At 35.4% G+C, this 25,181-nt stretch carries 26 protein-coding genes; 7 read left to right on the top strand and 19 right to left on the bottom strand.

Going from position 1 to position 25,181, the window contains the following annotated elements:
* Positions 1–323 (top strand): integrase core domain-containing protein (locus GA0061080_RS08500; RefSeq protein ID WP_141683110.1); only part of this gene is annotated, 323 nt, incomplete at its 5' end.
* A gap of 132 nt (positions 324–455) precedes the next feature.
* Here the strand turns inward: GA0061080_RS08500 and GA0061080_RS12585 are convergent.
* From GA0061080_RS12585 to GA0061080_RS08540, 9 genes are all read right to left on the bottom strand, one after another.
* The gene (locus tag GA0061080_RS12585) at positions 456–596 is read right to left on the bottom strand and encodes a hypothetical protein (protein WP_167349210.1); all 141 of its coding nucleotides are present in this window, start codon (positions 594–596) and stop codon (positions 456–458) included.
* 112 nt (positions 597–708) lie between these two features.
* A complete protein-coding gene (locus GA0061080_RS08505) occupies positions 709–1,608 on the bottom strand; it encodes a heme biosynthesis HemY N-terminal domain-containing protein (protein ID WP_091124086.1) in 900 nt (299 codons plus the stop codon).
* 10 nt (positions 1,609–1,618) lie between these two features.
* On the bottom strand, positions 1,619–3,073 hold the full coding sequence (locus tag GA0061080_RS08510) for a uroporphyrinogen-III C-methyltransferase (RefSeq protein ID WP_091124090.1): 1,455 nt from the start codon (positions 3,071–3,073) through the stop codon (positions 1,619–1,621).
* A 19-nt stretch (positions 3,074–3,092) separates the two neighbouring features.
* Complete coding sequence (locus tag GA0061080_RS08515; RefSeq protein WP_091124095.1) at positions 3,093–3,833, bottom strand: uroporphyrinogen-III synthase; 741 nt, start codon at positions 3,831–3,833, stop codon at positions 3,093–3,095.
* Positions 3,830–4,750, bottom strand: a complete 921-nt coding sequence (gene hemC, locus GA0061080_RS08520; protein WP_209435783.1) for a hydroxymethylbilane synthase — start codon at positions 4,748–4,750, stop codon at positions 3,830–3,832. The genes GA0061080_RS08515 and hemC overlap by 4 nt, the downstream gene beginning before the upstream one ends.
* A 140-nt stretch (positions 4,751–4,890) precedes the next feature.
* The gene (gene purB / locus GA0061080_RS08525; protein WP_091124103.1) at positions 4,891–6,261 is read right to left on the bottom strand and encodes an adenylosuccinate lyase; all 1,371 of its coding nucleotides are present in this window, start codon (positions 6,259–6,261) and stop codon (positions 4,891–4,893) included.
* A 48-nt stretch (positions 6,262–6,309) separates the two neighbouring features.
* Positions 6,310–6,957, bottom strand: a complete 648-nt coding sequence (gene hflD / locus GA0061080_RS08530) for a high frequency lysogenization protein HflD (protein ID WP_091124137.1) — start codon at positions 6,955–6,957, stop codon at positions 6,310–6,312.
* A 1-nt stretch (position 6,958) separates the two neighbouring features.
* Positions 6,959–8,077 carry a tRNA 2-thiouridine(34) synthase MnmA gene (gene mnmA, locus GA0061080_RS08535; RefSeq protein ID WP_091124141.1) on the bottom strand — a complete coding sequence of 373 codons (1,119 nt, stop codon included), beginning with the start codon at positions 8,075–8,077 and terminating at the stop codon, positions 6,959–6,961.
* 267 nt (positions 8,078–8,344) lie between these two features.
* Complete coding sequence (locus GA0061080_RS08540; protein ID WP_091124144.1) at positions 8,345–9,034, bottom strand: LexA family transcriptional regulator; 690 nt, start codon at positions 9,032–9,034, stop codon at positions 8,345–8,347.
* A gap of 154 nt (positions 9,035–9,188) precedes the next feature.
* Here GA0061080_RS08540 and GA0061080_RS08545 point away from each other — a divergent pair, with 154 nt between their 5' ends.
* Complete coding sequence (locus GA0061080_RS08545) at positions 9,189–9,416, top strand: helix-turn-helix domain-containing protein (protein WP_065637078.1); 228 nt, start codon at positions 9,189–9,191, stop codon at positions 9,414–9,416.
* Positions 9,417–9,482: 66 nt separating this feature from the next.
* Here the strand turns inward: GA0061080_RS08545 and tpiA are convergent, their stop codons facing one another.
* On the bottom strand, positions 9,483–10,247 hold the full coding sequence (tpiA, locus tag GA0061080_RS08550; RefSeq protein ID WP_091124148.1) for a triose-phosphate isomerase: 765 nt from the start codon (positions 10,245–10,247) through the stop codon (positions 9,483–9,485).
* 100 nt (positions 10,248–10,347) lie between these two features.
* Between tpiA and zapB the strand changes: the two genes are divergently transcribed.
* From zapB to GA0061080_RS08570, 4 genes are all read left to right on the top strand, one after another.
* Complete coding sequence (gene zapB, locus GA0061080_RS08555) at positions 10,348–10,593, top strand: cell division protein ZapB (protein ID WP_065637076.1); 246 nt, start codon at positions 10,348–10,350, stop codon at positions 10,591–10,593.
* An 89-nt stretch (positions 10,594–10,682) separates the two neighbouring features.
* The gene (locus tag GA0061080_RS08560; protein WP_091124151.1) at positions 10,683–11,990 is read left to right on the top strand and encodes a DUF2868 domain-containing protein; all 1,308 of its coding nucleotides are present in this window, start codon (positions 10,683–10,685) and stop codon (positions 11,988–11,990) included.
* Position 11,991: 1 nt separating this feature from the next.
* The gene (locus GA0061080_RS08565) at positions 11,992–13,350 is read left to right on the top strand and encodes a GTPase/DUF3482 domain-containing protein (RefSeq protein WP_091124155.1); all 1,359 of its coding nucleotides are present in this window, start codon (positions 11,992–11,994) and stop codon (positions 13,348–13,350) included.
* The gene (locus tag GA0061080_RS08570) at positions 13,298–13,831 is read left to right on the top strand and encodes a C40 family peptidase (RefSeq protein ID WP_091124158.1); all 534 of its coding nucleotides are present in this window, start codon (positions 13,298–13,300) and stop codon (positions 13,829–13,831) included. The genes GA0061080_RS08565 and GA0061080_RS08570 overlap by 53 nt, the downstream gene beginning before the upstream one ends.
* Before the next feature lie 150 nt (positions 13,832–13,981).
* Here the strand turns inward: GA0061080_RS08570 and GA0061080_RS08575 are convergent, their stop codons facing one another.
* The 8 genes from GA0061080_RS08575 to rsmE all read right to left on the bottom strand — a co-directional run bounded on the left by GA0061080_RS08575 (position 13,982) and on the right by rsmE (position 23,711).
* Complete coding sequence (locus tag GA0061080_RS08575) at positions 13,982–15,169, bottom strand: pyridoxal phosphate-dependent aminotransferase (protein ID WP_091124162.1); 1,188 nt, start codon at positions 15,167–15,169, stop codon at positions 13,982–13,984.
* 261 nt (positions 15,170–15,430) lie between these two features.
* Positions 15,431–18,973, bottom strand: a complete 3,543-nt coding sequence (nifJ, locus tag GA0061080_RS08580; RefSeq protein ID WP_091124165.1) for a pyruvate:ferredoxin (flavodoxin) oxidoreductase — start codon at positions 18,971–18,973, stop codon at positions 15,431–15,433.
* Positions 18,974–19,262: 289 nt separating this feature from the next.
* Complete coding sequence (gene purM / locus GA0061080_RS08585; protein WP_091124169.1) at positions 19,263–20,300, bottom strand: phosphoribosylformylglycinamidine cyclo-ligase; 1,038 nt, start codon at positions 20,298–20,300, stop codon at positions 19,263–19,265.
* A gap of 98 nt (positions 20,301–20,398) precedes the next feature.
* Positions 20,399–20,809: a Holliday junction resolvase RuvX gene (gene ruvX, locus GA0061080_RS08590; RefSeq protein ID WP_091124173.1), complete on the bottom strand. Its 411-nt coding sequence runs from the start codon at positions 20,807–20,809 to the stop codon at positions 20,399–20,401.
* 3 nt (positions 20,810–20,812) lie between these two features.
* Positions 20,813–21,370, bottom strand: coding sequence for a YqgE/AlgH family protein (locus GA0061080_RS08595; RefSeq protein ID WP_091124177.1), 558 nt, complete (start codon positions 21,368–21,370; stop codon positions 20,813–20,815).
* A gap of 21 nt (positions 21,371–21,391) precedes the next feature.
* Positions 21,392–21,844 carry a GNAT family N-acetyltransferase gene (locus GA0061080_RS08600; RefSeq protein WP_091124181.1) on the bottom strand — a complete coding sequence of 151 codons (453 nt, stop codon included), beginning with the start codon at positions 21,842–21,844 and terminating at the stop codon, positions 21,392–21,394.
* Positions 21,845–21,847: 3 nt separating this feature from the next.
* The gene (gene gshB / locus GA0061080_RS08605) at positions 21,848–22,804 is read right to left on the bottom strand and encodes a glutathione synthase (RefSeq protein WP_091124185.1); all 957 of its coding nucleotides are present in this window, start codon (positions 22,802–22,804) and stop codon (positions 21,848–21,850) included.
* Positions 22,805–22,985: 181 nt separating this feature from the next.
* Positions 22,986–23,711 (bottom strand): 16S rRNA (uracil(1498)-N(3))-methyltransferase, encoded by a 726-nt coding sequence (gene rsmE, locus GA0061080_RS08610; RefSeq protein WP_091124189.1) that lies wholly within the window; start codon positions 23,709–23,711, stop codon positions 22,986–22,988.
* A gap of 96 nt (positions 23,712–23,807) precedes the next feature.
* Here rsmE and folB point away from each other — a divergent pair, with 96 nt between their 5' ends.
* Positions 23,808–24,176, top strand: coding sequence for a dihydroneopterin aldolase (folB, locus tag GA0061080_RS08615; protein WP_091124192.1), 369 nt, complete (start codon positions 23,808–23,810; stop codon positions 24,174–24,176).
* An 803-nt stretch (positions 24,177–24,979) separates the two neighbouring features.
* Here the strand turns inward: folB and GA0061080_RS12780 are convergent.
* Positions 24,980–25,181, bottom strand: a 202-nt coding sequence (locus tag GA0061080_RS12780; protein ID WP_209435784.1) for a hypothetical protein, incomplete at its 5' end; no start/stop codon positions are given.

Below are 25,181 nucleotides of genomic sequence, written 5' to 3' on the forward strand. Positions count from 1 at the left end.
AAGATATTGAACACACCAAGACCAAAGCCTACAGCCCACAAACTAACGGTATTTGTGAGCGATTCCATAAGACGATGAAAACAGAATGTTATGATATTTTATTTCGACGTAAGATTTACACGCAATTGAGTGAAATACAAAACGATATTGAACAATGGCTTGAATTTTACAATCGAGAAAGAGCGCATTCTGGAAAATATTGTTATGGGAAGACACCATGGCAAACATGGAATGATGCAAAGGGGTTGGTTAAGGAAAAGCAATTGGAGAATTTATTTTGCTCATCGGACACGCATTTTGTTAAAATGAAAGCTGATGAGTAATATGTGTCTGTCAGATTAAGTTTGAGCTACTACAATATATCAGATTAAGTTTGATTTGCTACAATAATCATAAACCATTACATTCTTCGTTAGGCTACTTGCCTCATGTTGAATTTAAAAAACACTTACCCCTTAATTTTTTTGTTTGAAAATGTGTTGCCATTCCACAATGACTTTAGCTATTTTACGAACAAGGTGATTTTGAGGGACAAGCGCATCTAACGAGATTTGCTCTATTTTTTCTGGTGTCGCTGGAGTTGTTTTTTTTAGCATAGAAGAGTTACTTTTAATAATGGACTCCTCTCTATTAGATCAATGAACCCGCCAAAAAGCGAGTTCTTTGTCATTAATATGACAGAGCATTGCCCTGTTTTTTATAGTTTTATTAAGTTCTTTCTTTTTGTTCGAGTTTACTAATCGATTTTAATAGTTTTTCAGCTTCGCTATTTTGGCCTATTTGAGTAAGATAGGTTGCCATCGCTTTTTGATATGTCATATTGTTCAATATAGCCCGTGGTTGAGAATGCCACCATTTTGTCAATGCTTGAGCATCACTATCGGTCGATAATTGTTTGATTCGGGCAATATAAGCTACTTGTTTAAATTGATCTAATTGCGATTCATTATAAGCTTTAGCTTTATACATTGCTGGTAATAGATCGATAACAGCTTGGTAATCGCCAGTTTCGTAATAAAGTTGATCGGCTAATCGGAGTACTTCAACGTTACGCGGTTTTTCGTTTAGTAGTTGCTCTAGCACAATACGTGCAGCTGCGTATTCATGGTTTTTTAGTTGTAATCGAATTTGTACTAATTGAAAGGCAAACATCTCTTTAGATTGACAGGTTCTAGCCGCTTGTTCTAACGATTGGTTGGCTTGAATTAATTCATTGTTGTCAATTTGTGTTTGTGCAGCAAGTAAATACGATAACGTGGTGTTTTTTGCCCCTTTAGCACTTTTTGTAAAGAGTTTTGCTGCTCGCTGATAATTACCCTCTAATAATAAAATTTGTGCTTGTTCAAGGCGTTTTATCGATTTTTTAGGTGATTTTAAACGTAACCAGTTTCCTAGGGCTGTTTTAGAGTTAAATATTTTATTGAAAATACAATAAATTAAATAAAGGCAAAGCAGGCCAATTAATTCAATTATCATAAATGAATTAAATGACATGCTGACACGGTAATTTACAAATTCAAATACTGCTGAGCCTTGATGGCCTTGTAATAACGGACCAAGGAAAAATCCACCTACTAGCGCTAAGAAAATAATTAATATTTTTATCATGATTATTCTCCTATTTTGCCAACATTGAACGAACGCGAGTTTGCATTAGTTTTTCAAGTTCGCTGATACTAGTTAGGTTTTCAGGCACATTTTGATTGCTGATTGACTGATTTTGTAAATTATCAAGCTCATTAATAAATGCTTTAACACTTGGTGCGTTACCATCAAAATAAGCATTAACCCAAGTTGCAGCGTCACTAAGTGCGCGTTGGTAAATTAAGTCTTGATGTCTTGGCACTGCTTGTGCGGCAATTAATAGACGAAAACGGATGTTTTCACGCAGGTAAAGCGATTGTTCTATGCTCAATGGCGTTTTTAATATTTGGCAGTGGACGATTTGTTTTTCATCTTGACCTGCTTGTTGTAAGCATTCTTTGAAGTTGTTATCTTTATTATCGAGCTTTTCAATGGTGATAAATTTATCCATAAAAGTCTTTGCACTACTTAATAAATTGCTAGACCAGTCGCTGACTGACGATGTTACTTCTTTTGTATGCTCTTGTTGATTGTTATCTGTGTTAATGTTTTCGACTTGAACTGCTTGGGTATCATTTTTATTGGCTGAGTCTTCGTTATATTGTGTCATACCAAGGTCAATTTCTTGATAATTGCCAACTAAAGGTAATTCGGTAAGGGCATCTGATAGCCCAATTAAATTAATAATAATACCATCTGTATCAACAAAACTGACTTGAGCAAGTGAGTTTATATCTTTACTAATTGCTTGACGTGCTGGTAATAGGCTAGGGTCATCAGCTTGAACTAGGCTTTCGTTGGCACTTTTAAGTAATAGTCGTGCTGATGTGTAATCTTGGTCATTCCAAATTTTACGCCCTGCTAAATGAACTAAATAATTTGCTTGTGAAATCAACCAGACTTTATGATCTGTGGTTGACATAGCGGCTAAACGTTCGTTGATGTTTTGTAAACTTTTTTCGTTTAGCTTTAAGGTGTCATTTACTTGATAGCTTAATTGTTGTTGTACTTTTTGCTGATCACCGAGTTGACGTTCTACTCGCTGTTCTAATTTGCTGAACTGCTGATTTTGTTTGTTAACAGCATCATCTATACTATCGTGTAAATCATTTGTGATGCTCTGCTTGGTTGTTTGTTTTAAATTGGCCAGTTCCGTTTGTAATGTTGAAATAGTCTTTTGCTGTTTTGCAAATTGCTGTTGGCCATAATAAAAACCGAGACCACCTAAGCAAGCGGTTAATACTATAGCTATTATCGATAATTTTGAAACTGTTGCTTTGCCTGTGTTATTGCGGTTACTACTATTAATGTTTTGGGTTTGAGCTTTCGATTCTATTGCAGGACTTTGTTGAGTGGTTGTTTGCTCTTTTTTATCTTTTTTCATAATTTCATTCGCTTCATTTTCAATCACTGTTATTGTTGGTTGACTAAATGAAGTTGTGCTTATTGTTGAAAGTGTTGCATTGGCACCATAATATTTTAACGGCATAAAATAACCTCATTTAGATTTATTCGAAATTGATGTTGGCATTATGACATAGAGTTAGCATTGTTTTAAATAAAATTTGATTATTTGCTCCAGCTATTTGCAAAATGTTTTGCCAATTTAACTGTTGTGCTTTTTTAAAAATTCGTCCACTAGTAACAATGAGTTTTGCTTGTTGTTTGTGTTGTATTTGACAATAAATTTCAAGTCGCATTAAGTGTTCAACACTGGTAATAATAATGATTTGATTTTTTATATTGTTAGCTAAAATATTGTCACAATAGGTTATTGGTTTGCGGTAATAGCATTCTAGTATTTTGACCTGAGCTTGTTGGGTTATTAATGTGTTAGTCAATAAATTTCTTCCTGAATTACCCCGTAAAATGAGGACAGTACGATGTGTTAGTATTGTACTTTTTAGCAAGCCTAATAAACCTTCACTATTTTCTTGTTTAGGATAATTAACTCTGGTTGTGGTTAGTTTGCTTAATAATTCTGCTGTTTTTTTACCAATTGCAAAATAGTGTCTATTTGCTGGAAAGGATAAATTTGGCAAATGAATTTTGATGGAGTGAATAACTTGTGGCGATAGTGCAATTACAATATCTGACGGCAAGAGGTGATTAAGTTGTTGCTCTAAATCAACCAGTTCAGCTCCGGGTAAAATATCAAATAAAGGAAGGTGAGTTGCTGATAAATTGGCAAGGTTTAATTGTTTAGCTAGCTCCTCACCTTCTGGCGAGGGTCTTGTTACATAAATCATTTGCAATTTAATTCCTGTAATATTTTATCAGCGCCTAGGCTTAATAGTTGTATTGCTAGATTGTGCCCCAATTGTTCTGCTTGGCTTGCAGGGCCTTGTAATTGAGTTTTAATTATTTGCATTCCATCAACACTCCCAACAAATCCTTGTAAAGTTAAAATATCATTGCATAGTTGGCTATAACAGGCAATAGGCACTTGGCAACCACCTTGTAAGGCTTTGTTCATTGCTCTTTCTGCTTGAATACAAATTCGGCTATTTTTATCATCGAGTACTGAAAGAATCTCTAATATTTTTTTATCATCTGTTCGAGTTTCAATTCCAATTGCACCTTGACCAACAGCAGGTAAAATTAAGACCGTATCAATATATTGTTTTATTCTATTTTCTAATTTTAGGCGTTTTAAACCAACAGAAGCTAAAATGATTGCATCATATTCTTGATCATCAAGTTTAGCTAGGCGAGTACCTATATTGCCTCGAAGATCTTTAATTTGTAGGTGTGGATATTTAGCTCTTAACTGGCATTGGCGTCGTAGACTTGATGTTCCAATAACGGCATCATCGGGAAGCTCATCTATGCTTGAATATTTATTTGAAATAAATGCATCACGAACATCGCCTCGCTTGCAAATGGTAGCTAGTGTTAGTCCCTTTGGAAACTCAGTAGGAATATCTTTTATTGAATGAACTGCAATATCGGCTTCGTTATTCAATATGGCTTGTTCAAGCTGTTTAACAAACAGCCCTTTACCACCAATTTTTGATAAGGGACTATCCAGCAATATGTCACCTTTAGTGACCATGGGAATTAACTCCACAGTTAAATTGGGGTGAGCTGCTAGCAGTTGTTGCTTAACAAAATTAGCTTGCCATAGCGCTAAAGGACTTTTTCGTGTTGCAATGCGAATGTTCAATGGGGTTTTCCGTTTTATTTTTGCTTAAATGATTTATTTTTATTACACAATTTGTATATCGATTTAGTTAATACAATCAATTAAAAATTAATATAGCCAGATAGAGTGTAAAATGTATCTGGCTAATTGAATTTAAGTGATTAATCTAAATTATCAACAAAACTAACTGCATAACCAATATAGTTAGCTGGTGTTAATTGTTTTAATCGTGTTTTTTCTGTTTCGGGCAGATCTAATGAGTCAATAAATTCTTGCATACCTTTTGCATCAACTCGTTTGCCTCGAGTTAATTCTTTTAATTTTTCGTAAGGTTTTTCGATACCATAACGGCGCATTACTGTTTGAATTGGCTCGGCTAATACTTCCCAGTTGCGATTAAGTTCTTCAAGTAAGTGGTCTTGGTTGACTTCGAGTTTGTTTAATCCTTTTAGGGTTGATTGATAAGCTATAATGGCATAACCAATACCTACACCTAGATTACGCAACACTGTAGAATCGGTTAAATCACGTTGCCAGCGGGAAATAGGTAATTTGCTACCTAAATGGTTCATTATTGCGTTGGCAATCCCTAAGTTGCCTTCTGAATTTTCGAAGTCGATAGGATTAACTTTATGTGGCATAGTTGAAGATCCGATCTCGCCAGCAACAGTTTTTTGTTTAAAGTGATTTAGTGAAATATATCCCCAAATATCTCGATCAAAGTCTATCATTATGGTATTAAAGCGTGCTACACAATCAAAGAATTCGGCAATATAGTCATGCGGTTCAATTTGGGTGGTATAAGGATTCCATTTTAGTCCTAGCGAGCTAACAAAATCTTCACTAAATTTATGCCAGTTCACTTGCGGATAAGCAACCATATGTGCATTATAATTTCCCGTTGCGCCATTAATCTTACCTAGTATTTCAACCGATTTTAGTTGTTGTAATTGGCGCTTTAAGCGGTAAGCTACATTAGCAAACTCTTTACCTATGGTTGATGGAGTAGCAGGTTGACCATGTGTTCTTGATAGTAGTGGTAAATCACGATAAGCGATAGCTTGTGAGGTGATTTTATCAATGAGTTTATTCCAATATGGCACTAAGACAGTTTCTCTAGCTGTTTTTAGCATTAATGCATAAGATAAGTTGTTAATGTCTTCTGATGTGCAAGCAAAATGGATAAACTCATTAATGGCGTGTAATTCTTCGTGAGTGCTAACTTTTTCTTTTAAAAAATATTCTACAGCTTTAACATCGTGATTAGTGGTTTTTTCGATTTCTTTAATACGATTTGCATCTTGCTCACTAAATTGCTCTACAATTTGATTAAGATGATTAATAGCTGATTGACTTAATGTTGGAACCTCTAAAATATCTGCTTGTAAAGCTAATTTTTTTAACCAACTAACCTCGACTTGAACACGGTATTTTAATAAACCATATTCGCTAAAAATAGTGCGTAATTCTGTGGTTTTGTCACCATAACGCCCGTCAATTGGCGAAAGGGCAGTGAGTGCAGATAATTCCATCGGTTTTACTCCGTTACAATATTTGAAATATCAGTTATAAAGTGCAAATTAGTTTGCGCAATTAATTTGGTCTAATAGTTCTTGTGCTGCTTTGCAAATGCGTTTACGGCAAAAAAGAAACTGAAAACGATTTCCACCAACTTGGTACCATAAAATAGCCGATCGAACACATCCCAAAAGAGCTGTTCTTACTTTTGCTTGTACCAATGTGTTTTGTAAAAATTCGATTTTGCCAATAACTTTTATTTTTGTTGATATTGGGCTGATGATATCAGAATAAATTCCGGCTAATGAATAGGACAGATCATCAACATTGATGCTAACGGTTTGCTCACTCATATCAGAATAAAGTCCTGAAATGCGTTTTAATCGTTGGTCTATCTTATCTAATGCGTCTTTATTTTTTAATAATTTACTTGTAATACTAAGAGCGCCAAACAAGTAACGAATAATTTGAGTTTGTTCTTTTTGTCCTGACGATAATAGTTGTATTAGCGTTTGTAACCCTGTTTTAACATTTTTAATACCATCATAAACATCGTCCGTTGTTTTTGGCGAGGTTTTAAATATACTTTTTATTGCTTGTTCATAAAGAGTAGCACTACAAACACCGGTATTAGCTAATTGGGGTACTAATATAGCACTTTGTGTCGCACCAGCAAGGGCAATGGCAATATGATGGTATTTATTATTCAATTTAGTACTCCTTACAGCTTTTTATTTGTTCTTCAATAATGCCACCACCTAAGCAAACCTCGTTTTGATAAAAGACTGCGGATTGGCCAGGCGTAACAGCCGCAACGGGATTATCAAATATGACTTTGATTTTGTCATCTGCTAATGGCATCACTTGGCAAGCTATATCATGTTGACGATAGCGTGTTTTTACTGTGCAGCTAAATGGCTCTGTTACTACTTTACGGTCAACCCAATGTAGTTGTTGAGCGATTAATCCGTTTGAAAATAGTGTAGGGTGATCATGACCTTGTGCTACAATTAATTCGTTATTAGTCAAATCTTTGTCAACCACATACCATGGTGTGTCATTGGCCTGTTTTAAACCACCAATACCCAATCCTTTACGTTGTCCTAATGTATGATACATCAAGCCTTGATGCTGGCCGATAATTTCACCATCAACGGTACGAATGTTACCTGCTTGAGCGGGTAAATATCGTGCTAAAAAGTCACTAAATTTACGTTCACCAATAAAGCAGATGCCTGTTGAGTCTTTTTTAGCTGCGGTTGCTAAACCAAGCTGTTGTGCAATTTTTCGCACTTGTGGTTTTTCAAGCTCACCAATAGGAAATAGGCTTTGGCTTACTTGTGTTTCACTCAAAGTATAAAGAAAGTAACTTTGATCTTTGTTGGTGTCTATACCTCGCAATAATTCAACTTTTCCGTTTGTTTCGCGTTTACGGACGTAATGCCCGGTGGCAATAAAGTCTGCGCCAAGATCTTCGGCCGCATATTCTAAAAAAGCTTTAAATTTTATTTCTTTATTACATAAAATATCAGGATTTGGCGTTCGGCCTGCTTTATATTCAGATAAAAAATGTTCAAATACGTTGTCCCAATATTCGGCAGCAAAATTAACTGTATGTAATTTTATATTTAATTTGTCACAAACTGCTTGCGCATCGGCCAAGTCAACGGCGGCTGAGCAATAATCTTCTGTGTCGTCCTCTTCCCAATTTTTCATGAATAACCCAACAACATCGTATCCTTGCTGTTGTAATAAATAAGCAGACACAGATGAATCGACACCACCAGACATACCGACAACGACTTTTTTTTGAGTGTTTATATTTGACATAATAGCTATATTAATAGGTAAAATTAATAAAAAAACTTGGTATTAATTTTAGCATAACCGAAGGAAAAAAACATAAAGTTATACTGATAGCAATCATCATGTTAATTTAATTTTTATTTTAACTTTATACTAAATCGTATAATTCACTGAAAATTTTTAACATTTTATGGCATGTCACTTTCGCAGAAAAAAACAAAAACCACTAGGAATAATGCAGTTTTATCAGTCAAAACTTTTAAAGCTGTATTATTTAGAGAATAAATGGAATCAGTTAAAATCTTTTAGAAGGTATACAACTAATCCAATAATGTTAAATTCTTGTGCTCCATACTTATCACCAATAATGGCTGGATACCTCGAATTATCACAAAGTAATGCCAAATTAGCACCTTGGTTTTGTATACGTTTGATACTAATTTGATCTTCATATTCAACTGCATACAAATAGCCATCAATGGGTTTGTTATATGCTTTGTTAATAATAATAATATCATGATTTGATATCGTAGGTTCCATGCTATCGCCTTTGGCCCATAGTGCAATTAAGTCTTCGTGGTTGCTGCCATGATGCTTTATTAAGGTAATATCAAATGGGATTGACTCAATTTGAGAATAAGATTTATTAGTTTCGTTTAAATGATGAAATGGAATATGTACCACTCCCCGATTTGCAGATTCAGGCAATAAGCGGCACTCTCCTTTTCCTGTTACTAACCATTCAATAGGTACATCGCACTTTTGTGCAATAATGGCTAGTCTATTTAGTGCAGGGTAAGTTTTGCCCGATAAATAATCTCTTATTACCGCTTCTGACATGCCCACTTTTTTGGCAAAAGCATTCCCTGATATGCCTTCTAACACAAGATTTAATCTATTTCTAAAGTTAATAACTCCTGTATTAGTTAAGGTTCGTGTTTTTTCCGTTTCATCTTGTTTTTTTACTTTGTTTTCTATCATTTTCTATTCCATTTTTAGTGTTTTTCGTTTTTATTGTTTTAATTCGTCATTTTATGTGTTATTCTTTGCTATAACGGTTTATTATTATTTCTTTAATATTTTGATACCGATAATCTTTATAATAGCACGAATCTAACTAATAGAGGATCTCATAATGAGAGAACAAGATCAAGACTGGACACCATCTAGAGTAGTAGGTGAAATTAAAATAAGAGGCGGAAGTCTAAGAGCATTGTCGAGAGATAGTGGATTGCAGGCTGATACTTTAAGAAATGCTTTATATCGACATTGCCCTAAGTATGAGCGAATTATTTCTGAATATTTAAAAGTCCCTGTTGAAAAAATTTGGCCTTCGCGTTACCGGCTAAAAAACCAAAAATAATATTAATTTAATAATAAAAAGACGCTATGTTATTAAGCGTCTTTTTATTATCTACTATATTACGATTTATTTTTTAGCTTGTTCTGCTGCTTTAACAATTGTTGCAAAAGCATCCGCTTTCAATGAAGCTCCACCTACTAATGCGCCATCAATATCTGGTTGAGTAAAGAGCTCTGCTGCGTTTTTATCGTTAACAGAACCACCATATTGGATGATGACTTGCTGCGCTACTTTTGCATCTTGCTTAGCAATATGATCACGAATAAATTTATGAACAGCTTGTGCTTGCGCAGGCGTTGCTGATTTGCCAGTACCTATTGCCCAAACTGGTTCATAAGCAATAACCGCACCATTAAATGCTTGAACGCCAAGCGCTTTGATCACAGCATCAATTTGACGAGCACAAACGGCTTGTGTTTGACCTGCTTCGTTTTCTGCTTCGGTTTCGCCAATACATAATACAGGTACTAGGCCAGCTTCTTTAATTACACCAAATTTTTTAGCAATAAATTCGTCTGATTCTTTGTGATAAGTACGACGTTCAGAATGTCCAATAATAACGTGAGTTACGCCAATATCTTTTAACATTTCAACGGATACTTCTCCAGTATAAGCACCAGAAAGATTTACGCCAACATCTTGTGCACCCAAAATGATATTAGATCCATCTAATTGATGTTTTACAAAATCAAGATAAACAACTGGTGGTGCAATTGCTACATTGCAAGCTGTGTTATTTGATAGTTCGCTTCGTAGCCCTGCAACTAGGCTTTTAGCCATATCTTTACTACCATTGAGCTTCCAGTTTCCCATAACAAGTGGTTTACGCATAATTTTCTCCAACTTAAAGTTTAAAATAGTGTTGATTTTAGAATGAATTCGGTATAATAGTTAATATTATACACCAAATAAATAGAGCTTGAGGAAAAATATGTCATTAGAAATATTGAATCAATTGGAAAATAAAATCCAACATACCGTTAATACTATCGCCACATTACAACAAGAGATTGCTACTTTAAAACAAGGTAATCAAGAGTTGGAGCAACTGATTAATGATAGTTCTGATGAAATGAAAGCATTACGTGATGAAAACGAAAAACTAAAACAAGATCAACAAATATGGCAACAACGAATTCAAACATTATTAAGTAAAATTAGTGAAATTACACAATAATTGATTCGACTTTTTGACGCGACTTTTGACGCGACTTTTGTCGCGTTTGTTTTATAGTTTATTGGTTATAATGGTGAAGATTAAGTCTAATGCGACAAAAGCTAAAATCCCTCTGGTTGACTCAAACAATCCATTTAATTGAAAGCGAATCTGGACGGTTTGCTGACCAAGATATTAACCGACAAGTAAGAGCAGAACAAATATCGCTCACAGATCGAATTGTGATGCGAGCAACTATGTTGTCTAAACAAAACGGGCTATATTCTTCGCAAAAAATACTAATACAGTCTGTAAAATTGTCTTTTGTATTATTGCTGTTGTTATCTGTATTTTTAGGTGGTTCTTTAGCATTAGGGGTGTTAAGCCAAAACCCAATTAATTTGTATTGGGCGCTTTTTAGTTTATTAGGTGTGCATCTAATTACATTATCGATTTGGCTTTGCTCATTTTTTCTCTTTGCTAATTTGGGTGGTAGTTTATTGATTCATTGCTGGCTGTGGTTAGCTAAAAAGCTTTCTCAAAAAAAGACAGTGCAACAACTGATTCCTGCATTTGTTGAGCTATTTGGCTCTCGTATTCGTTGGCTTATTGGATTTGTGCTTAACCTGTTTTGGACTGTGATTTTAAGTTGTGCATTATTAGTTTTAGTTGTGTTATTTTCAACCAAGAATTATAGTTTTGAATGGCAAACTACTTTGCTTAGTTCTGATACGATTATAGGTTTAACTCATTATTTAGGTTATTTGCCATCATTTCTTGGTTTTGAGATTCCTAAAGATGAGGTTATTAAGCTAAGTGAACATGCATTAAGTGCTGGTGAAATTCGATCATCATGGGCTATTTGGCTGTTAGGTGTATTTATTGTTTATGGATTAATGCTACGGTTTTTGTGTATGGTGTTTTGTGGTGTTAATTGGCTTATTAGTTGTCACCGAATTCAGCTAAATATTTCTCATCCTGATTATCAGATATTAGCCAATCAGCTGCAGCCATTGCTTGTTAATGTTGAGGATGCTGATAAATTAGGTCGCAGTAGTTACCAATGGCATTTTTCAACACATTCAATTGAAGCTGGTGAAGGTAATTTTTTGGTTGCCATCGATGTGCAAGAAAGTTGGCATTACCCTGAATCTGTGTCATTTTTAGGTTTTTTAAATACCCGTGAACAGCGCAATAATATTCTAGATTATTTGCAATTAGCGCCAGCTAAAAAATTATTAATTGCGGTTGATACCGATCGAGCACCAGATAGGGGAGTATTGAATTTTATTAATCAACTGATTAATAAATCTCAGCAGACTCGTATTTGGTTTATTAATCAAGGTAAACAGTATCATAATTGGCAATCATTATCTTTACAGTTGGCTCAACCTGACTGGTTAAGCGAGGCTCTCTAAAATGCTATCAACATTAAAATTAGCTGTGGTTGGTCATGCAAATGTCGGCAAAACATCTTTATTACGTACCTTAATTCGTAATAGCCATTTTGGAAATGTATCTGATAGCCCTGGTACTACAAGACATGTTGAATCAATAACATTGTCACTTGAGCATAATGAATCGATAGTTTTTTATGATACTCCAGGATTAGAAGACAGTTTAGCGCTTTATGATTATATTAACCAACTAGTTCCTACTAATGCAAAACTTGATGGTATTGATAAATTAACACTTTTTTTACAAAGTCCTGAGTCTGAAAACATATTTAATCAAGAGGCTAAAGTTATCCGGCAATTGTTAAATAGTGATGCAGCTATCTATGTGATAGATGTGCGTGAACCTGTATTGGCTAAGTATCATGATGAATTAGCCATTTTAGCCAATAGTGATAAACCCATATTAGCAGTTTTAAATTTTACTGCTGATAACTACCAAAATGAAAATGAATGGAAAATATTACTGTCACGTATTGGTATTCATGCTATTATTCGGTTCGACGCTATATTTCCTCCGTTGGATGGTGAGGAGCGTTTGTACCATAGCCTTGCTTTATTGGTTGAGCCTGCTAAAAAGATATTAGATAACTGGCTAGATAAAATCGCACAAATTCGTGATTCTCGTAATCAAACCGCTAATCAGATTATTGCTGAAACTCTTGTTGATATTGCCGCTTTTTATGAAATGGCTAAATTAGAAGATAATCAAGCGATCACTGATATGCAAAATAAAATTAGAAATCGAGAACAAACAGCGATCAATGAATTATTAAAATTGTATCAATTCGATTCAACTCAAGAAAGTGAAGAGAGTTTGCCTTTAATAAAGGGTCGCTATAATGCCGACCTTTTTAATATTGATGCTCTAAAAATGATGGGTATTCATATGACTAAAGGCTTTGTTCAGGGTGCGACAATTGGAGCTAGTATCGATTTAGCGACTGGTGGGATCTCACTAGGTTCAGCTGCGTTAATTGGTGCAGCAGTTGGTAGTTTAATGCAAACTGCAAAACATTATGGTTCTAGAATGCGGTATCAGCTTTCTGGATATAGAAAATTAAGTGTTGATGATGTTATTATTTGTTTTCTTTCTTTGCGATTAATCCGTCTTAAAGAAAGTTTAAATCATCGCAGCCATGCGGATACGAGCCCAGTTAGATTGTCTAAATTAGATAAAACTGAATGGGAAAAAGGTGTTTTACCTAAAAGTTTAAAGATAGCAAGACGTTATCCGAATTGGTCGACGTTAAATAAAGGAACCAAAAGAAATGACAAAAAAAGACAATCGACTATTAGGAATGTCGCTCAGCAATTGCATTAATATAAAAAGACATTTTTTAATAATTACATTGATTTTTTCTGCTTTTATGTTATTTGGTTGTAGTACTACCCAAAGCCAAGTTTCTGTTAAAAATACTAAATCTAACCGAGCTATGTTAACTAAAATAGAATCCCACTATAAAAAATGGCGAAACACGCCATATCGTTATGGTGGAACGACTTTAGCCGGTAGTGATTGTTCAGCTTTGGTAATGAACTTTTTCAAAAACAAATTTTCAAAAAATTTGCCAAGAAGTGCTGCAGAACAAGCTAAATTAGGTGTTAAAGTGAACACACCTAAAGCTGGTGATTTAGTATTTTTTAAAACAGGTCGAGGAGCAAGCGGTTTACATGTTGGTATTTATTATGCCAATGGCAAATTCTTACATGCTTCAACGTCAAAAGGTGTAACTTATTCAAATTTAAATGACAGTTATTGGAAGAAACATTATTGGATGACGCGTCGTGTTATGGGTAGCTAGATTATTCCTTTTCACCTTTATTTTAATAAATAAGTTAATTTCATGAATCATAATAAAAATAAAATTCTTTAAATATTAGCTAATTTAAAGAATTTTATTTTTATTTATAATATCTTATTTACAACAGATTTAAAACAGAAGTAGTTATTACTAAATTTTTCCTTTTTCTTTTAATTCACGCATCACCTTTGCCACATAAAGCATCTCACTCGGCGAACCTAGCGATATTCGACACCAATTTGTTGCAGGATTGAAATCTCTACCAATTAATATAAAATTATTTTTCATTAGTTCTCGATAATCTTTTAAATCAATTGGACTTTTGTGAAACATAAAATTAGTTTGTGATTTTAAATAATGCAATCCTAGGTCAGACAATGCTTTTTCCATAATTTGCCTTGAAACATCAACTGCTTTTTTAGAGTATGTTAAAAATGGTTGATCATCAATTGATGCAAGAGCTGCACAAACACCACAATAGTTAAGTTTTTCACCAGCGATATATTGAGCTATATTTTTAATGTTTTCAACTGAGCTGACCACATACCCCACTCGTAATCCTGCCATAGCATGGATTTTTGAGAATGTTTTAAGCAATATAACATTGTCATAACCTTGTGTAATTAATTTATCAACTGATTCAAATGCAGGATCATTAACAAATTCAGCATAGGCTTCGTCAACAATAAAAATAGTATTTTTAGGCTTGCTTTTTATCCAAGATTCAATTTCACTTGTTGCAAAAACAGTCGAAGTAGGGTTATTTGGATTAACCAAATAAACAATTGAAAATCCATTATAATCTTCAGCAGCTTTTTGTATGCCTTTTATATCGATCTGCCAATCTGGCAAACTTGGTACTTTAGTAATTTTTAAATTAAAGATCTTTGCAAAATGTTCTCCATCACCATAAGTAAGCTCTGGAATGACTAATTGAGTATTTGGCTTAACAAATGCAGCAATAGCACTACGAATACCTTCTGAAGATCCAGCAGTTAATAAAATTTGAGTATCATCAACTTTATGATGTTTAGCTAATCGTTTGTTAAGCAATGGCATTTCGGCTTTGGCATAGCGATTAGCTTTTGGTACAGCATCAATTGCAGCTTGTTTTGCACGTGGTGACATACCAAGCGCATTTTCGTTAAAGTTGAGCCTTACTGGATTGTTAACATCTGGTATTGCTACATTTTCAAGCATAGGTAGAGAGAATGAAACCGAGTTCTGCGCTTCTATTGCATGAGCTTTAGATAATAATTGATTAATAGATAGCCCTGCAATTGCCGCACTGGAAAATGTGATTAATTTTCTTCTACTGACATTTAAATTGGATATCATGATTCACCTCCCATTTAATTAATTTTTATATGGTCAATTATTAATCATGCAAAAATAATACCAAGTTTTTAATGATCATTAGATAATTTATTTATATAGTACTTAATAATATAAAGTTAGTGATATTTGGTTGTTATGTGAGCTATAGTGATCTGAACATGCACAATTCTGATGATTTATTGCTCAAATGCGGTAATAAAAAAGGACTGCTATTAATAACAGCCCTTTATAATGGTTTGTAATTACCATGTATAGCTATTGTTAGCTATCTGCTGGTGTTTCAATATCCGAATAGCTTGCCAGTATCTGTAAGAATTTATATTTAGAATCTGCTATTTTTGTTGAACGTTGATGCAAGGTATTTGCAATTACAGGTTCAAGTGTTTCTAAACGACGGAAACGCTGTTCTTTTAGTAAGATACCCGTTAATGACTCACTGTTTGGTGCTTTTGAATCTAGCACTAATCCTGGTTTGCCTTCTGCCATACGGCGTGGATCGTAACGATACAATGGCCAGAATCCTGATTTAACTAGATCTTTCATTTGTTCATGCGATTTAGCCAGATCATAGCCATGTTCCTCACAAGGGCTATAAGCAATGACTAAAGATGGTCCATCATATGCTTCGGCTTCTTGTAATGCTTTAAGTGTTTGATTTAGTTGCGAACCTAACGCAATTTGTGCTACATATACATGACCGTACATCATTACACTAACACCAAGATCTTTACGTGCTTTATGCTTACCTAAATCGGCAAATTTTGATACCGCACCCATCGGCGTAGCTTTTGATTGTTGACCTCCCGTATTAGAGTAACACTGAGTGTCTAATACCAATATATTTACGTTATCAGTTAAGCTCATAACATGATCAAGTCCGCCGAATCCAATATCGTAAGCCCAACCATCGCCACCAATAGCCCAAACTGATTTATCTACCAAATAATTTGCATCTATCATCAACTCTTGTGCTTGCACAGAATCTAAGTGTGCAAGCTGCTCACGTAATAGCTCGACTTGTTGACGCTTTTCAGCCATAGAGGTTTCTGATGATTTTAAGGCGATGACTATTTCGGGCGAAATGTCGCCAGCAACACAATCAAGCAAACGTAACGCCCGTTTTTTATGTTGGTTATAAGTAATACGATATCCTAATGCAAACTCTGCATTATCTTCAAATAACGAATTTGCCCAAGCTGGACCACGACCATTTCGATCAGTAGTGTAAGGAGATGATGGGAGGTTGCCACCATAAATTGAGGAACATCCTGTAGCATTTGCAATGGCTAAATGGTCACCATAAAGTTGGGTCAACAATTTGATGTATGGTGTTTCGCCACAACCTGCGCAAGCACCCGAATATTCAAATAGCGGTGTAAGTAATTGTGATGTGCGCACATCAATGCGTTCAAGCGTGCTGATATCACGATCAGGCAATGCAGTAAAGTACTCAAAGTTAGTGCGTTGAGTCTCAAGATTATCGATACGTGATTGCATGTTAATGGCTTTAATTTCAAAATTATTACGATCACGAGCTGGGCACACTTCGACACATAAATTACAGCCAGTACAATCTTCTGGTGCAACTTGTAAAACATATCGTTGTCCCTTCATATCACGAGCTTTTACTTCAAGTGAGCTTAATGAATCAGGCGCATTGATCATTTCATCAGGATCAACAACTTTAGCGCGAATAGCCGCATGAGGACAAGCAACTGCACAATGATTACATTGGGTACAGAGTTCAGGTTGCCAAATTGGGATCGCTTCAGCAATGTTACGTTTTTCCCACTTAGTTGTACCTATAGGCCAAGTTCCATCGGGTGGAAATGCTGATACAGGCAAGTTATCGCCTAAACCAGCTAACATTGCAGCAGTGACTGTTTTAACAAAATCAGGCGCGTTAGCAGGTACAATAGGCGGCATAGTTGCACTGCTTTGGTCAACACAGCTAAGTGGTATTTGTTCAAGTGAAGCTATAGCTAAGTCGAGCGCTTTCCAGTTATTTTCAACCAAATCTTGCCCTTTACTACTGTAACTTTTGGCAATGACTTCTTTTAATTGGGTAATACTAAAATCATTTTTAAAAATTTCAGCAAGGTGAAAAAATGCCGCCTGCATAACGGTATTAATTCTTGCCCCTAAATTACATTCACGAGCTATTTTTGCCGCATTTATAATGTAAAAGTGTGCGCGTTTTTGTATTAATTGCACTTGCACTTCTTTTGGAAGCCTATGCCAAACTTCATCTTTGCTGTATGGTGTATTAAGCAAAAAGATGCCATCGTCTTTTAACTTATTAACAATTTGGTATTTATCAATAAACTGATCTTGGTGGCATCCAATAAAGTGTGCACTAGTAATTAAATAGGGTGAATCAATTGGATCTAAGCTGACGCGTAAGTGTGAAGTCGTCAAACCTCCAGCCTTTTTAGAGTCATAGACAAAATAGCCTTGTACATAAAAAGGAGAATTATCACCAATAATTTTAATATTATTTTTGGTTGCCGATACCGTGCCATCACTACCAAGCCCATAAAATAGCGCTTCAAGAGCCGATTTTTGTGGTATAGATTGGTCTGGTAAAGGTAAAGAAAGCCCAGTTATATCATCATAAATACCAACGGTAAAACGTGGTTTGGGTTTATCTAATCCAAGTTCAGTAAAAATGGCAAGTACACACTTAGGATCAAACTCTTTAGATGATAACCCATAACGCCCACCTATAATAAGTGGCATAGTTGTGCGTTCTTTGCGCGATAGACTTTCAGCAAATGCGGTCATAATATCTAAATAAAGCGGTTCGGCTTGGGCTCCTGGCTCTTTAGTTCTATCAAGCACAGCAATTTTATTAACAGTACTTGGAATAACTTCGAGCAGGTGATTGGCTGAAAATGGGCGGAATAGCCTAACAATCACAACCCCGACTTTTTCGTTTTGTTTAAGCAAAACATCGACTACTTCTTTGGTGGTGCTCGCACCCGATCCCATAGCTACAATAATATGCTCAGCATCACTAGCACCATAATATTCAAAAGGTTGATACTTTCGGCCTGTTTCTGCTGCAAAAGCATCCATAGCATCAACAACATGTTGATAAACATTATCATAATAAGTATTTATCGCTTCTCGACATTGAAAGTATGTATCAGGATTAGCAGATGTACCTCGAGTTACTGGTTTATCAGGCGTTAATGCTCGTGAGCGAAAGGCTTTAATCGCTTCGTGTGGTAATAAATTACGGATTTGGTCATCACTTATTGGATAGATTTTATTAACTTCATGTGAGGTTCTAAATCCATCAAAAAAATGGACAAAGGGAACAAGGCTATTAAAGCTGGCCATTTGCGAAATTAAGGCAAAATCCTGCGCTTCTTGCACTGAACTAGAACAAAGCATTGCAAAACCCGTTTGCCTAATTGCCATCACATCGGAATGATCGCCAAAAATTGAAAGCGCATGCGTTGCAACGGTACGCGCGGCTACATGCAAAACAAAAGGGGTGAGTTCACCGGCAATTTTATATAGCGAAGGAATCATCAATAGCAAACCTTGCGATGAGGTGAATGAGGTCGCTAGTGCTCCAGTTATTAATGAACCATGAACGGTTGAAATTGCACCTGCTTCGGACTGCATTTCAATCACTCTTGGTGTATCGCCAAAGACATTTGGTTTATTAAACTCAGCCCAAGTACTAGCTTGCTCGGCCATGGTTGAGCTTGGTGTGATTGGGTAAATAGCAATGACTTCGTTTGCCCGATAAGCGACGGATGATACCGCACTATTAGCGTCTGATATGATCATTAAAAAACCTTTTATTTTATAGTGTTATGACATTACTTTGTTATAATATTTTATATTATTGTATCAAAAACTTAGATTGCTTTGAGCTATTTTACATTAATTTTGAAGTAAAATGCGTTGAATTTTTGGGTTACAGGATAGACGAAAGCTGATGATTGAAAAAACAGAGCAATGGTATCTAGTTAGTTATGCTATTGGTGATTTTTTGAATCAATAAACTTTGTAGTAGGCTAAAAAAGATATTATCCAACTTATCTAAAGTTGAATAATATCTAAAATAGAATACTTACTACTTAATAATAACACGGTCATTTGACGTTGAATGTTTAATTTTACCTAATAACCATGCCTTTTCACCATGATTATTTAGCAAGTTAATGGCCTTATCGGCTGATTGTTTCGGTAAAGCGATGATTAAGCCAACACCACAGTTAAAGGTGCGGTACATTTCATGACGGCTGACATTACCTGCTTTTTGTAGCCAATTAAATATCTCGGGCCATTGCCAGCTTGCTTCGTTAATAACGGCTTGTGTATTATCTGGTAGAACACGAGGAATATTTTCCCAAAATCCGCCGCCTGTAATATGGGCAATGGCGTGTACATCAACTTGAGCGATAAGATCAAGAACAGGCTTAACATAGATCTTAGTTGGTGCAAGTAAATGATCAGCAAGTGGTTTGCCATTTAATTGTTCGGTAGCAGCATTTACGCCACTGACTTCAATAATTTTACGCACTAATGAATAACCATTAGAATGAGCACCGTTTGATGCTAATGCAATTAATGCATCACCATCTTGTACTTTGCTACCGTCGATCATGGCTGATTTTTCAACTACACCAACGCAAAATCCTGCTAAATCATAGTCATTACCATGATACATACCTGGCATTTCAGCTGTTTCACCGCCAACTAAGGCACAACCTGATTGCTTACAACCCTCTGCAATGCCTGTAACTACAGTAGCTGCTACATCGACATCAAGTTTGCCGGTGGCATAATAATCAAGGAAGAATAAAGGTTCAGCACCTTGTACAATCAGATCGTTAACACACATTGCTACTAAATCGATGCCGATTGATTCGTGGCGATTTAAATCCATTGCTAGACGTAATTTAGTCCCGACACCATCGGTACCTGATACTAAAATAGGTTCTTTATATTTTTGTGGAATAGCACACAGTGCACCAAAGCCACCCAGTCCACCCATAACCTCAGGTCGTTTGGTTTCTTTAACAACAGATTTAATACGATTAACAAGTTCATTGCCAGCATCAATATCGACACCAGCATCTTTATAACTAAGAGAATTGTTGTTTGACACGGTAAGTAGTCCTTACAATAAAAAGTTGATGCTATTTTAGCAAGGATGAAATTTAATGGCGATTAATTATTGACAAAATAACCAATTAAATAAAATTACTAATTATTTTCAAACCAACTTTCTAAAATGATGATTGCCGATGTAGCATCTACATGACCTTTTTTCAGTGCACGAAAACCACGAGATTCAAAAATATGAGATTTAGCCTCAACAGTTGATAAGCGCTCATCTTGCAAATGGACTTGATAACCAAATCTGCCATGCAAACGATTAGCAAATTTACGAGCTCGGGCTGTTAATGGTTGTTCTGTACCATCCATATTTAAGGGTAATCCAACTATTAAAAAATCGGGTTTCCATTCATTTAATACCTTTTCGATAGATTGCCAGTTAGGAATACCATCGCGGGCTTTAAACGAGCATAAAGGATTGGCTGTTTTAGTTATATCTTGTCCAATAGCCGCTCCAATACTGGCAGTGCCAAAATCAAATGCGATAATGGTTGCCATGGGTCATGCATTTCCCATTTGGTGTGAAATAGTATTCATATTAACCCCAAGTGATTGTGCGGCTTTTTGCCAACGTTCATCAATGGCAACTTCATAAATAATTTGAGGATCGGCATCAACCACTAACCAATCATTACGGGCAATTTCACTTTCAAGTTGCAATGATTGCCAGCTTGAATAACCTAAAGATAAGAAGATATTTTGGGGTTGCTCTGGGGAGCCAATTGATTTGAGTGCATCGAGCGATGTGGTGATCATTACATCATCAGAAATCTGAATACTAGAAGCAAATCCTTGTTGAGGCGTGTGTAGAATAAACCCTTGCTCTTCAGCAAGTGGGCCGCCACAAAATACGGGATGTTCTAATTCAGCGCAACTTTTTGGGGAAGTAATTTCTAACCGTGTAAGAACGGTTGCAACATTAAGATCAACAATCGGTTTATTAATCATAATGCCCATGGCACCATCACGATTGTGTTCACAAATATAAATAACTGAACGACTAAAGAACGAGTCATCCAATGTTGGCATAGCAATAATAAAATGATCTTTTAAATTCATAAGCTCACATTTAGGTAATTTTTATAATGCACATTTGCCAATTTTAACATTATGCTCAATATGACAGCGCATTAATAATTCTGGTTCGTTGGTTTCTTCATTGATCGATTCTGAAACAATCTCAAAATTTTGAGAAAGATAAAAATCAATGGCCGCAACATTTTTTTTATAAACATGTACTAACAGTTCATTATGGCGCTGTTTTGCTTTATTGACTAATGCTTTACCGATGCCTTGGTGACGATAATTTTGATCAACAAACAGCCCAGAAATATAGTTTTCTGTTAAACCAATAAAACCTTTTATGCCGTTAAGATCTTGTACATATAATCTAGACATTGGAATTAGCATTTTTACTAAATCATAATTTTGTTTAAAAAATTCAGGGTTAATAAAATCATGCGCTTGCAAATTACCTTGCAACCATATTTCCATTACGCTGTCTAAATCCTCAAGTTTATATTCTCTAATCATGATTTAACTCTTCTTATTTAATCGATGTTCGATTGCATTCATTAACATGCCAGTGATTGAAAGGTCAGGATTAGCTGCTTCAATTTCACGAACACAAGTTGGACTGGTGACGTTAATTTCGGTTAACTTATCACCAATAATATCAAGTCCTACAAACAGTAAGCCCTTTTCTTTTAAAACGGGGGCGATGCTTTTAGCAATGTGCCAATCGCTTTCGCTTAATGCTCTAACTTCGCCATGGCCGCCTGCAGCAAGGTTGCCACGTGTTTCGCCTTTTTGTGGAATTCGAGCTAAACAATAAGGTACAGGTTCACCATCAACCACTAATACACGTTTGTCACCGTCTTTAATGGCAGGAATAAAGTTTTGAGCCATACAATAACGTGTGTTATGTTCGGTTAACGTTTCAATAATCACTGAAACATTGGGATCATCTTGTTTGATTCGAAAAATAGACGATCCGCCCATGCCATCAAGTGGTTTTAAAATGATATCATGGTGTTGTTCATGAAAAGCTTTGATATGCTGTGTTTGACGTGTAACCAAGGTTTTTGGCGTAAACTCGGCAAACCAAGCGGTAAAAAGCTTTTCATTACAATCGCGTAGGCTTTGTGGTTTATTGATAACCAACACACCTTTAGCTTCGGCACGCTCTAGAATATATGTAGCATAGATATATTCAGTATCGAAAGGTGGGTCTTTACGCATCAAAATTGTGTCAAGGTCACTGAGTGGAATTGTCTGTTCTTGCCCAAGTTCAAACCAATGATCTTTATCGTTATAAACCGTCAAAGAGCGAGTTGTGGCATAAGCTTCGCCAGTATCTAGAAAAAGGTCATTCATTTCAATATAAAAAAGTTCATAACCCCTTTTTTGCGCCTCAAGTAACATGGCAAAACTGGTGTCTTTTTTTATTTTGATATCACTAATTGGATCCATTACTATGCCCAGCTTTATCATGATGACTCCTTATCTATTTTGTCTTTATAAAATTGTTTGTACTGAAACATGGGTATTCCTGAAACTTTTTAACAGTTTTTTAATCATAATACCCAAATTAAAATTTAATATTTGTTGTTATCATACTCGTTAGAAGTTCAGTTGCAAAGCAATCATTACTTATCATTTGTATAAGATATATTTATCCAAGATCGCCTAAATGTACTTGTAAGGCGGTGAGAGCCGTTAATGCTGCAGTTTCTGTTCGCAACACTCTAGGGCCGAGTAAAATGTCAGAAAAATGATAGTTATGTGTCATGCTAATTTCATTATCAGATAAACCACCTTCAGGTCCAATTAGTAAGTAAATTTGTTTATGCGTATTAGTTAACTGTTTAATACCATATTCAGCTTTGGGGTGTAGATTGAGTTTTAAGCCTTCAGTCAAACTAGCACACCAACTTTCTAACTTCATAACTGGATGAATAACTGGAATCACGTTTCGACCGCATTGTTCACAAGCAGAAATCACAATTTTTTGCCATTGTTGAACTTTTTTATCTAATCTTTCTGCATCGAGTTTCACACCGCAACGTTCAGAGAGTAGGGGAGTAATACTTGTTACACCTAATTCAACCGATTTTTGAATTGTAAATTCCATTTTCTCACCACGAGAAATAACTTGTCCTAAATGAATGTTTAAAGGTGATTCACGGTCATCAGTTATTGTTAATGCTGTTTTAACTGTAACTGTTTTTTTATTGATTTCAAGGATAACGGCAGGAGTGATTTGATTCGAACCATCAAATAAAATAATATTTTCGCCGACTTTCATTCGTAAAACGCGAATAAGATGATTAAAGGCGTTATCATCTAACGTAATAATACTATTTTGGGTAATTGTAAATGGCTGAAAAATTCGTGTCATAATTGCTAGTCTTAAAATATATTGCAATAAATTATAGCGTAATTTACTAAGATTCGGTAATCTCTATTTAAATAAACTAAGCTTTGGGAAGCTAGCATGAATACATATAGCAACGATAGGGTATTAATTGAAGGGTTAACGGTTTTAACCACTATAGGTGTTTACGAGTGGGAAAAGACCATCAAACAAAAACTGATCCTTGATCTCGAAATAGCATGGGACAATAAGCCCGCAGGCGAAAGTGATAATGTTTCACTTTGTTTAGATTACTTTCTAGTTAGCCAAGCTATCACTCAATTTATTGAATCAAACCAATTTGAATTGATCGAATCGGTAGCTGAAAACGTTGCCAAATTAATCATACAAAAATTTGCGGTGCAATGGCTAAAAGTCAAAGTCTCTAAACCGAGCGCAATTGCTAATGCTAATAATGTTGCGGTGCTGATTGAACGTACGGCAAATTAAAACAACTAGCTGGTTAAAAAGGCAATAACAATAACAAACCTTAAACAAGATCCAACGACTAAAAAAATACGCCAAACCGCTAAAGGCCTTAGGTACGATGGCTCGTTTAAAATTAAAATAAGCGAATTTATACGTTGGCGTTTAGCGCATAGAGTCTTACCACCTAAAGCAGGTTATTACGCTTTTAATCAATCATGGTCTGAACCAATAGATCTTAGCTTACCTGATAATAGGATTTGGTGGATTGGTCACTCGACAACCTTAATTCGTTTAAACGGCAAAATGATATTGACTGATCCCATCTTTTTTAAATGCGCTTCGCCATCGCAATTAATTGGCCCAAAACGCCGCACACCGCCCGCTTTAAGCATCAAGCGATAGTTCTGCTAATGAGCTGAAATATGGAATCAGGGCTATGCTGTTGCAGTTAGCTACCGCAACAGCGGTAGCTTATTTAAACGCCTTAACTATTCCCAATAAAAACTGCGAGAAAAGACATTTATTTTATTAAAGTTTTTATTTAACGTTTTTTAACTAAAACACATCTCTTTACAACTACTTACAAAAAATTAATAAAAAACTGTTTTTTTAGTGTTTAAGCGATTACAATTTAGTCCTCCTTTAACAAGGGGAGAGCTCATTAAATGAGCGTACAATTATAAAAAAACAAAATAAAACAAATAATTATTTGACAGGTGGAATATTATGTACTATCATATTACCAAACACCAAACACCAAACACCAAACACTGCCAGTCTTATGCCCTAAATCTACTTCAGTTTTATCATAGCCGAAACCATACTCAGCTCTTATTTTTATCACCCAAGCCCATAGAATCGCTGGCGTTATCGGTACAATTACCGTCAAGGATATTGCTGATTTTCAAGTTATTATCTAGGTCATTGCTCGTTTTTGCGATATCACTCGTATTACTATTGTCGTTTTTATGCAGCGCGCAGGTATTGGCAGGCCAAAACAGTAATAATCGCGGTGATGCCATAATA

This window comes from Gilliamella intestini (genome assembly GCF_900094935.1).
GTDB classification, from domain to species: domain Bacteria; phylum Pseudomonadota; class Gammaproteobacteria; order Enterobacterales; family Orbaceae; genus Gilliamella; species Gilliamella intestini.

Excerpts from the sequence above, each read along its gene's own strand:
- GA0061080_RS12585 (WP_167349210.1), bottom strand. The coding sequence starts at position 596 with ATGCTAAAAAAAACAACTCCAGCGACACCAGAAAAAATAGAGCAAATC.
- GA0061080_RS08505 (WP_091124086.1), bottom strand. The coding sequence starts at position 1,608 with ATGATAAAAATATTAATTATTTTCTTAGCGCTAGTAGGTGGATTTTTC.
- GA0061080_RS08510 (WP_091124090.1), bottom strand. The coding sequence starts at position 3,073 with ATGCCGTTAAAATATTATGGTGCCAATGCAACACTTTCAACAATAAGC.
- GA0061080_RS08515 (WP_091124095.1), bottom strand. The coding sequence starts at position 3,833 with ATGATTTATGTAACAAGACCCTCGCCAGAAGGTGAGGAGCTAGCTAAA.
- purB (WP_091124103.1), bottom strand. The coding sequence starts at position 6,261 with ATGGAATTATCTGCACTCACTGCCCTTTCGCCAATTGACGGGCGTTAT.
- mnmA (WP_091124141.1), bottom strand. The coding sequence starts at position 8,077 with ATGTCAAATATAAACACTCAAAAAAAAGTCGTTGTCGGTATGTCTGGT.
- GA0061080_RS08540 (WP_091124144.1), bottom strand. The coding sequence starts at position 9,034 with ATGATAGAAAACAAAGTAAAAAAACAAGATGAAACGGAAAAAACACGA.
- GA0061080_RS08545 (WP_065637078.1), top strand. The coding sequence starts at position 9,189 with ATGAGAGAACAAGATCAAGACTGGACACCATCTAGAGTAGTAGGTGAA.
- tpiA (WP_091124148.1), bottom strand. The coding sequence starts at position 10,247 with ATGCGTAAACCACTTGTTATGGGAAACTGGAAGCTCAATGGTAGTAAA.
- zapB (WP_065637076.1), top strand. The coding sequence starts at position 10,348 with ATGTCATTAGAAATATTGAATCAATTGGAAAATAAAATCCAACATACC.
- GA0061080_RS08560 (WP_091124151.1), top strand. The coding sequence starts at position 10,683 with ATGCGACAAAAGCTAAAATCCCTCTGGTTGACTCAAACAATCCATTTA.
- GA0061080_RS08565 (WP_091124155.1), top strand. The coding sequence starts at position 11,992 with ATGCTATCAACATTAAAATTAGCTGTGGTTGGTCATGCAAATGTCGGC.
- GA0061080_RS08570 (WP_091124158.1), top strand. The coding sequence starts at position 13,298 with ATGACAAAAAAAGACAATCGACTATTAGGAATGTCGCTCAGCAATTGC.
- GA0061080_RS08575 (WP_091124162.1), bottom strand. The coding sequence starts at position 15,169 with ATGATATCCAATTTAAATGTCAGTAGAAGAAAATTAATCACATTTTCC.
- nifJ (WP_091124165.1), bottom strand. The coding sequence starts at position 18,973 with ATGATCATATCAGACGCTAATAGTGCGGTATCATCCGTCGCTTATCGG.
- ruvX (WP_091124173.1), bottom strand. The coding sequence starts at position 20,809 with ATGGCAACCATTATCGCATTTGATTTTGGCACTGCCAGTATTGGAGCG.
- GA0061080_RS08595 (WP_091124177.1), bottom strand. The coding sequence starts at position 21,370 with ATGAATTTAAAAGATCATTTTATTATTGCTATGCCAACATTGGATGAC.
- GA0061080_RS08600 (WP_091124181.1), bottom strand. The coding sequence starts at position 21,844 with ATGATTAGAGAATATAAACTTGAGGATTTAGACAGCGTAATGGAAATA.
- gshB (WP_091124185.1), bottom strand. The coding sequence starts at position 22,804 with ATGATAAAGCTGGGCATAGTAATGGATCCAATTAGTGATATCAAAATA.
- rsmE (WP_091124189.1), bottom strand. The coding sequence starts at position 23,711 with ATGACACGAATTTTTCAGCCATTTACAATTACCCAAAATAGTATTATT.
- folB (WP_091124192.1), top strand. The coding sequence starts at position 23,808 with ATGAATACATATAGCAACGATAGGGTATTAATTGAAGGGTTAACGGTT.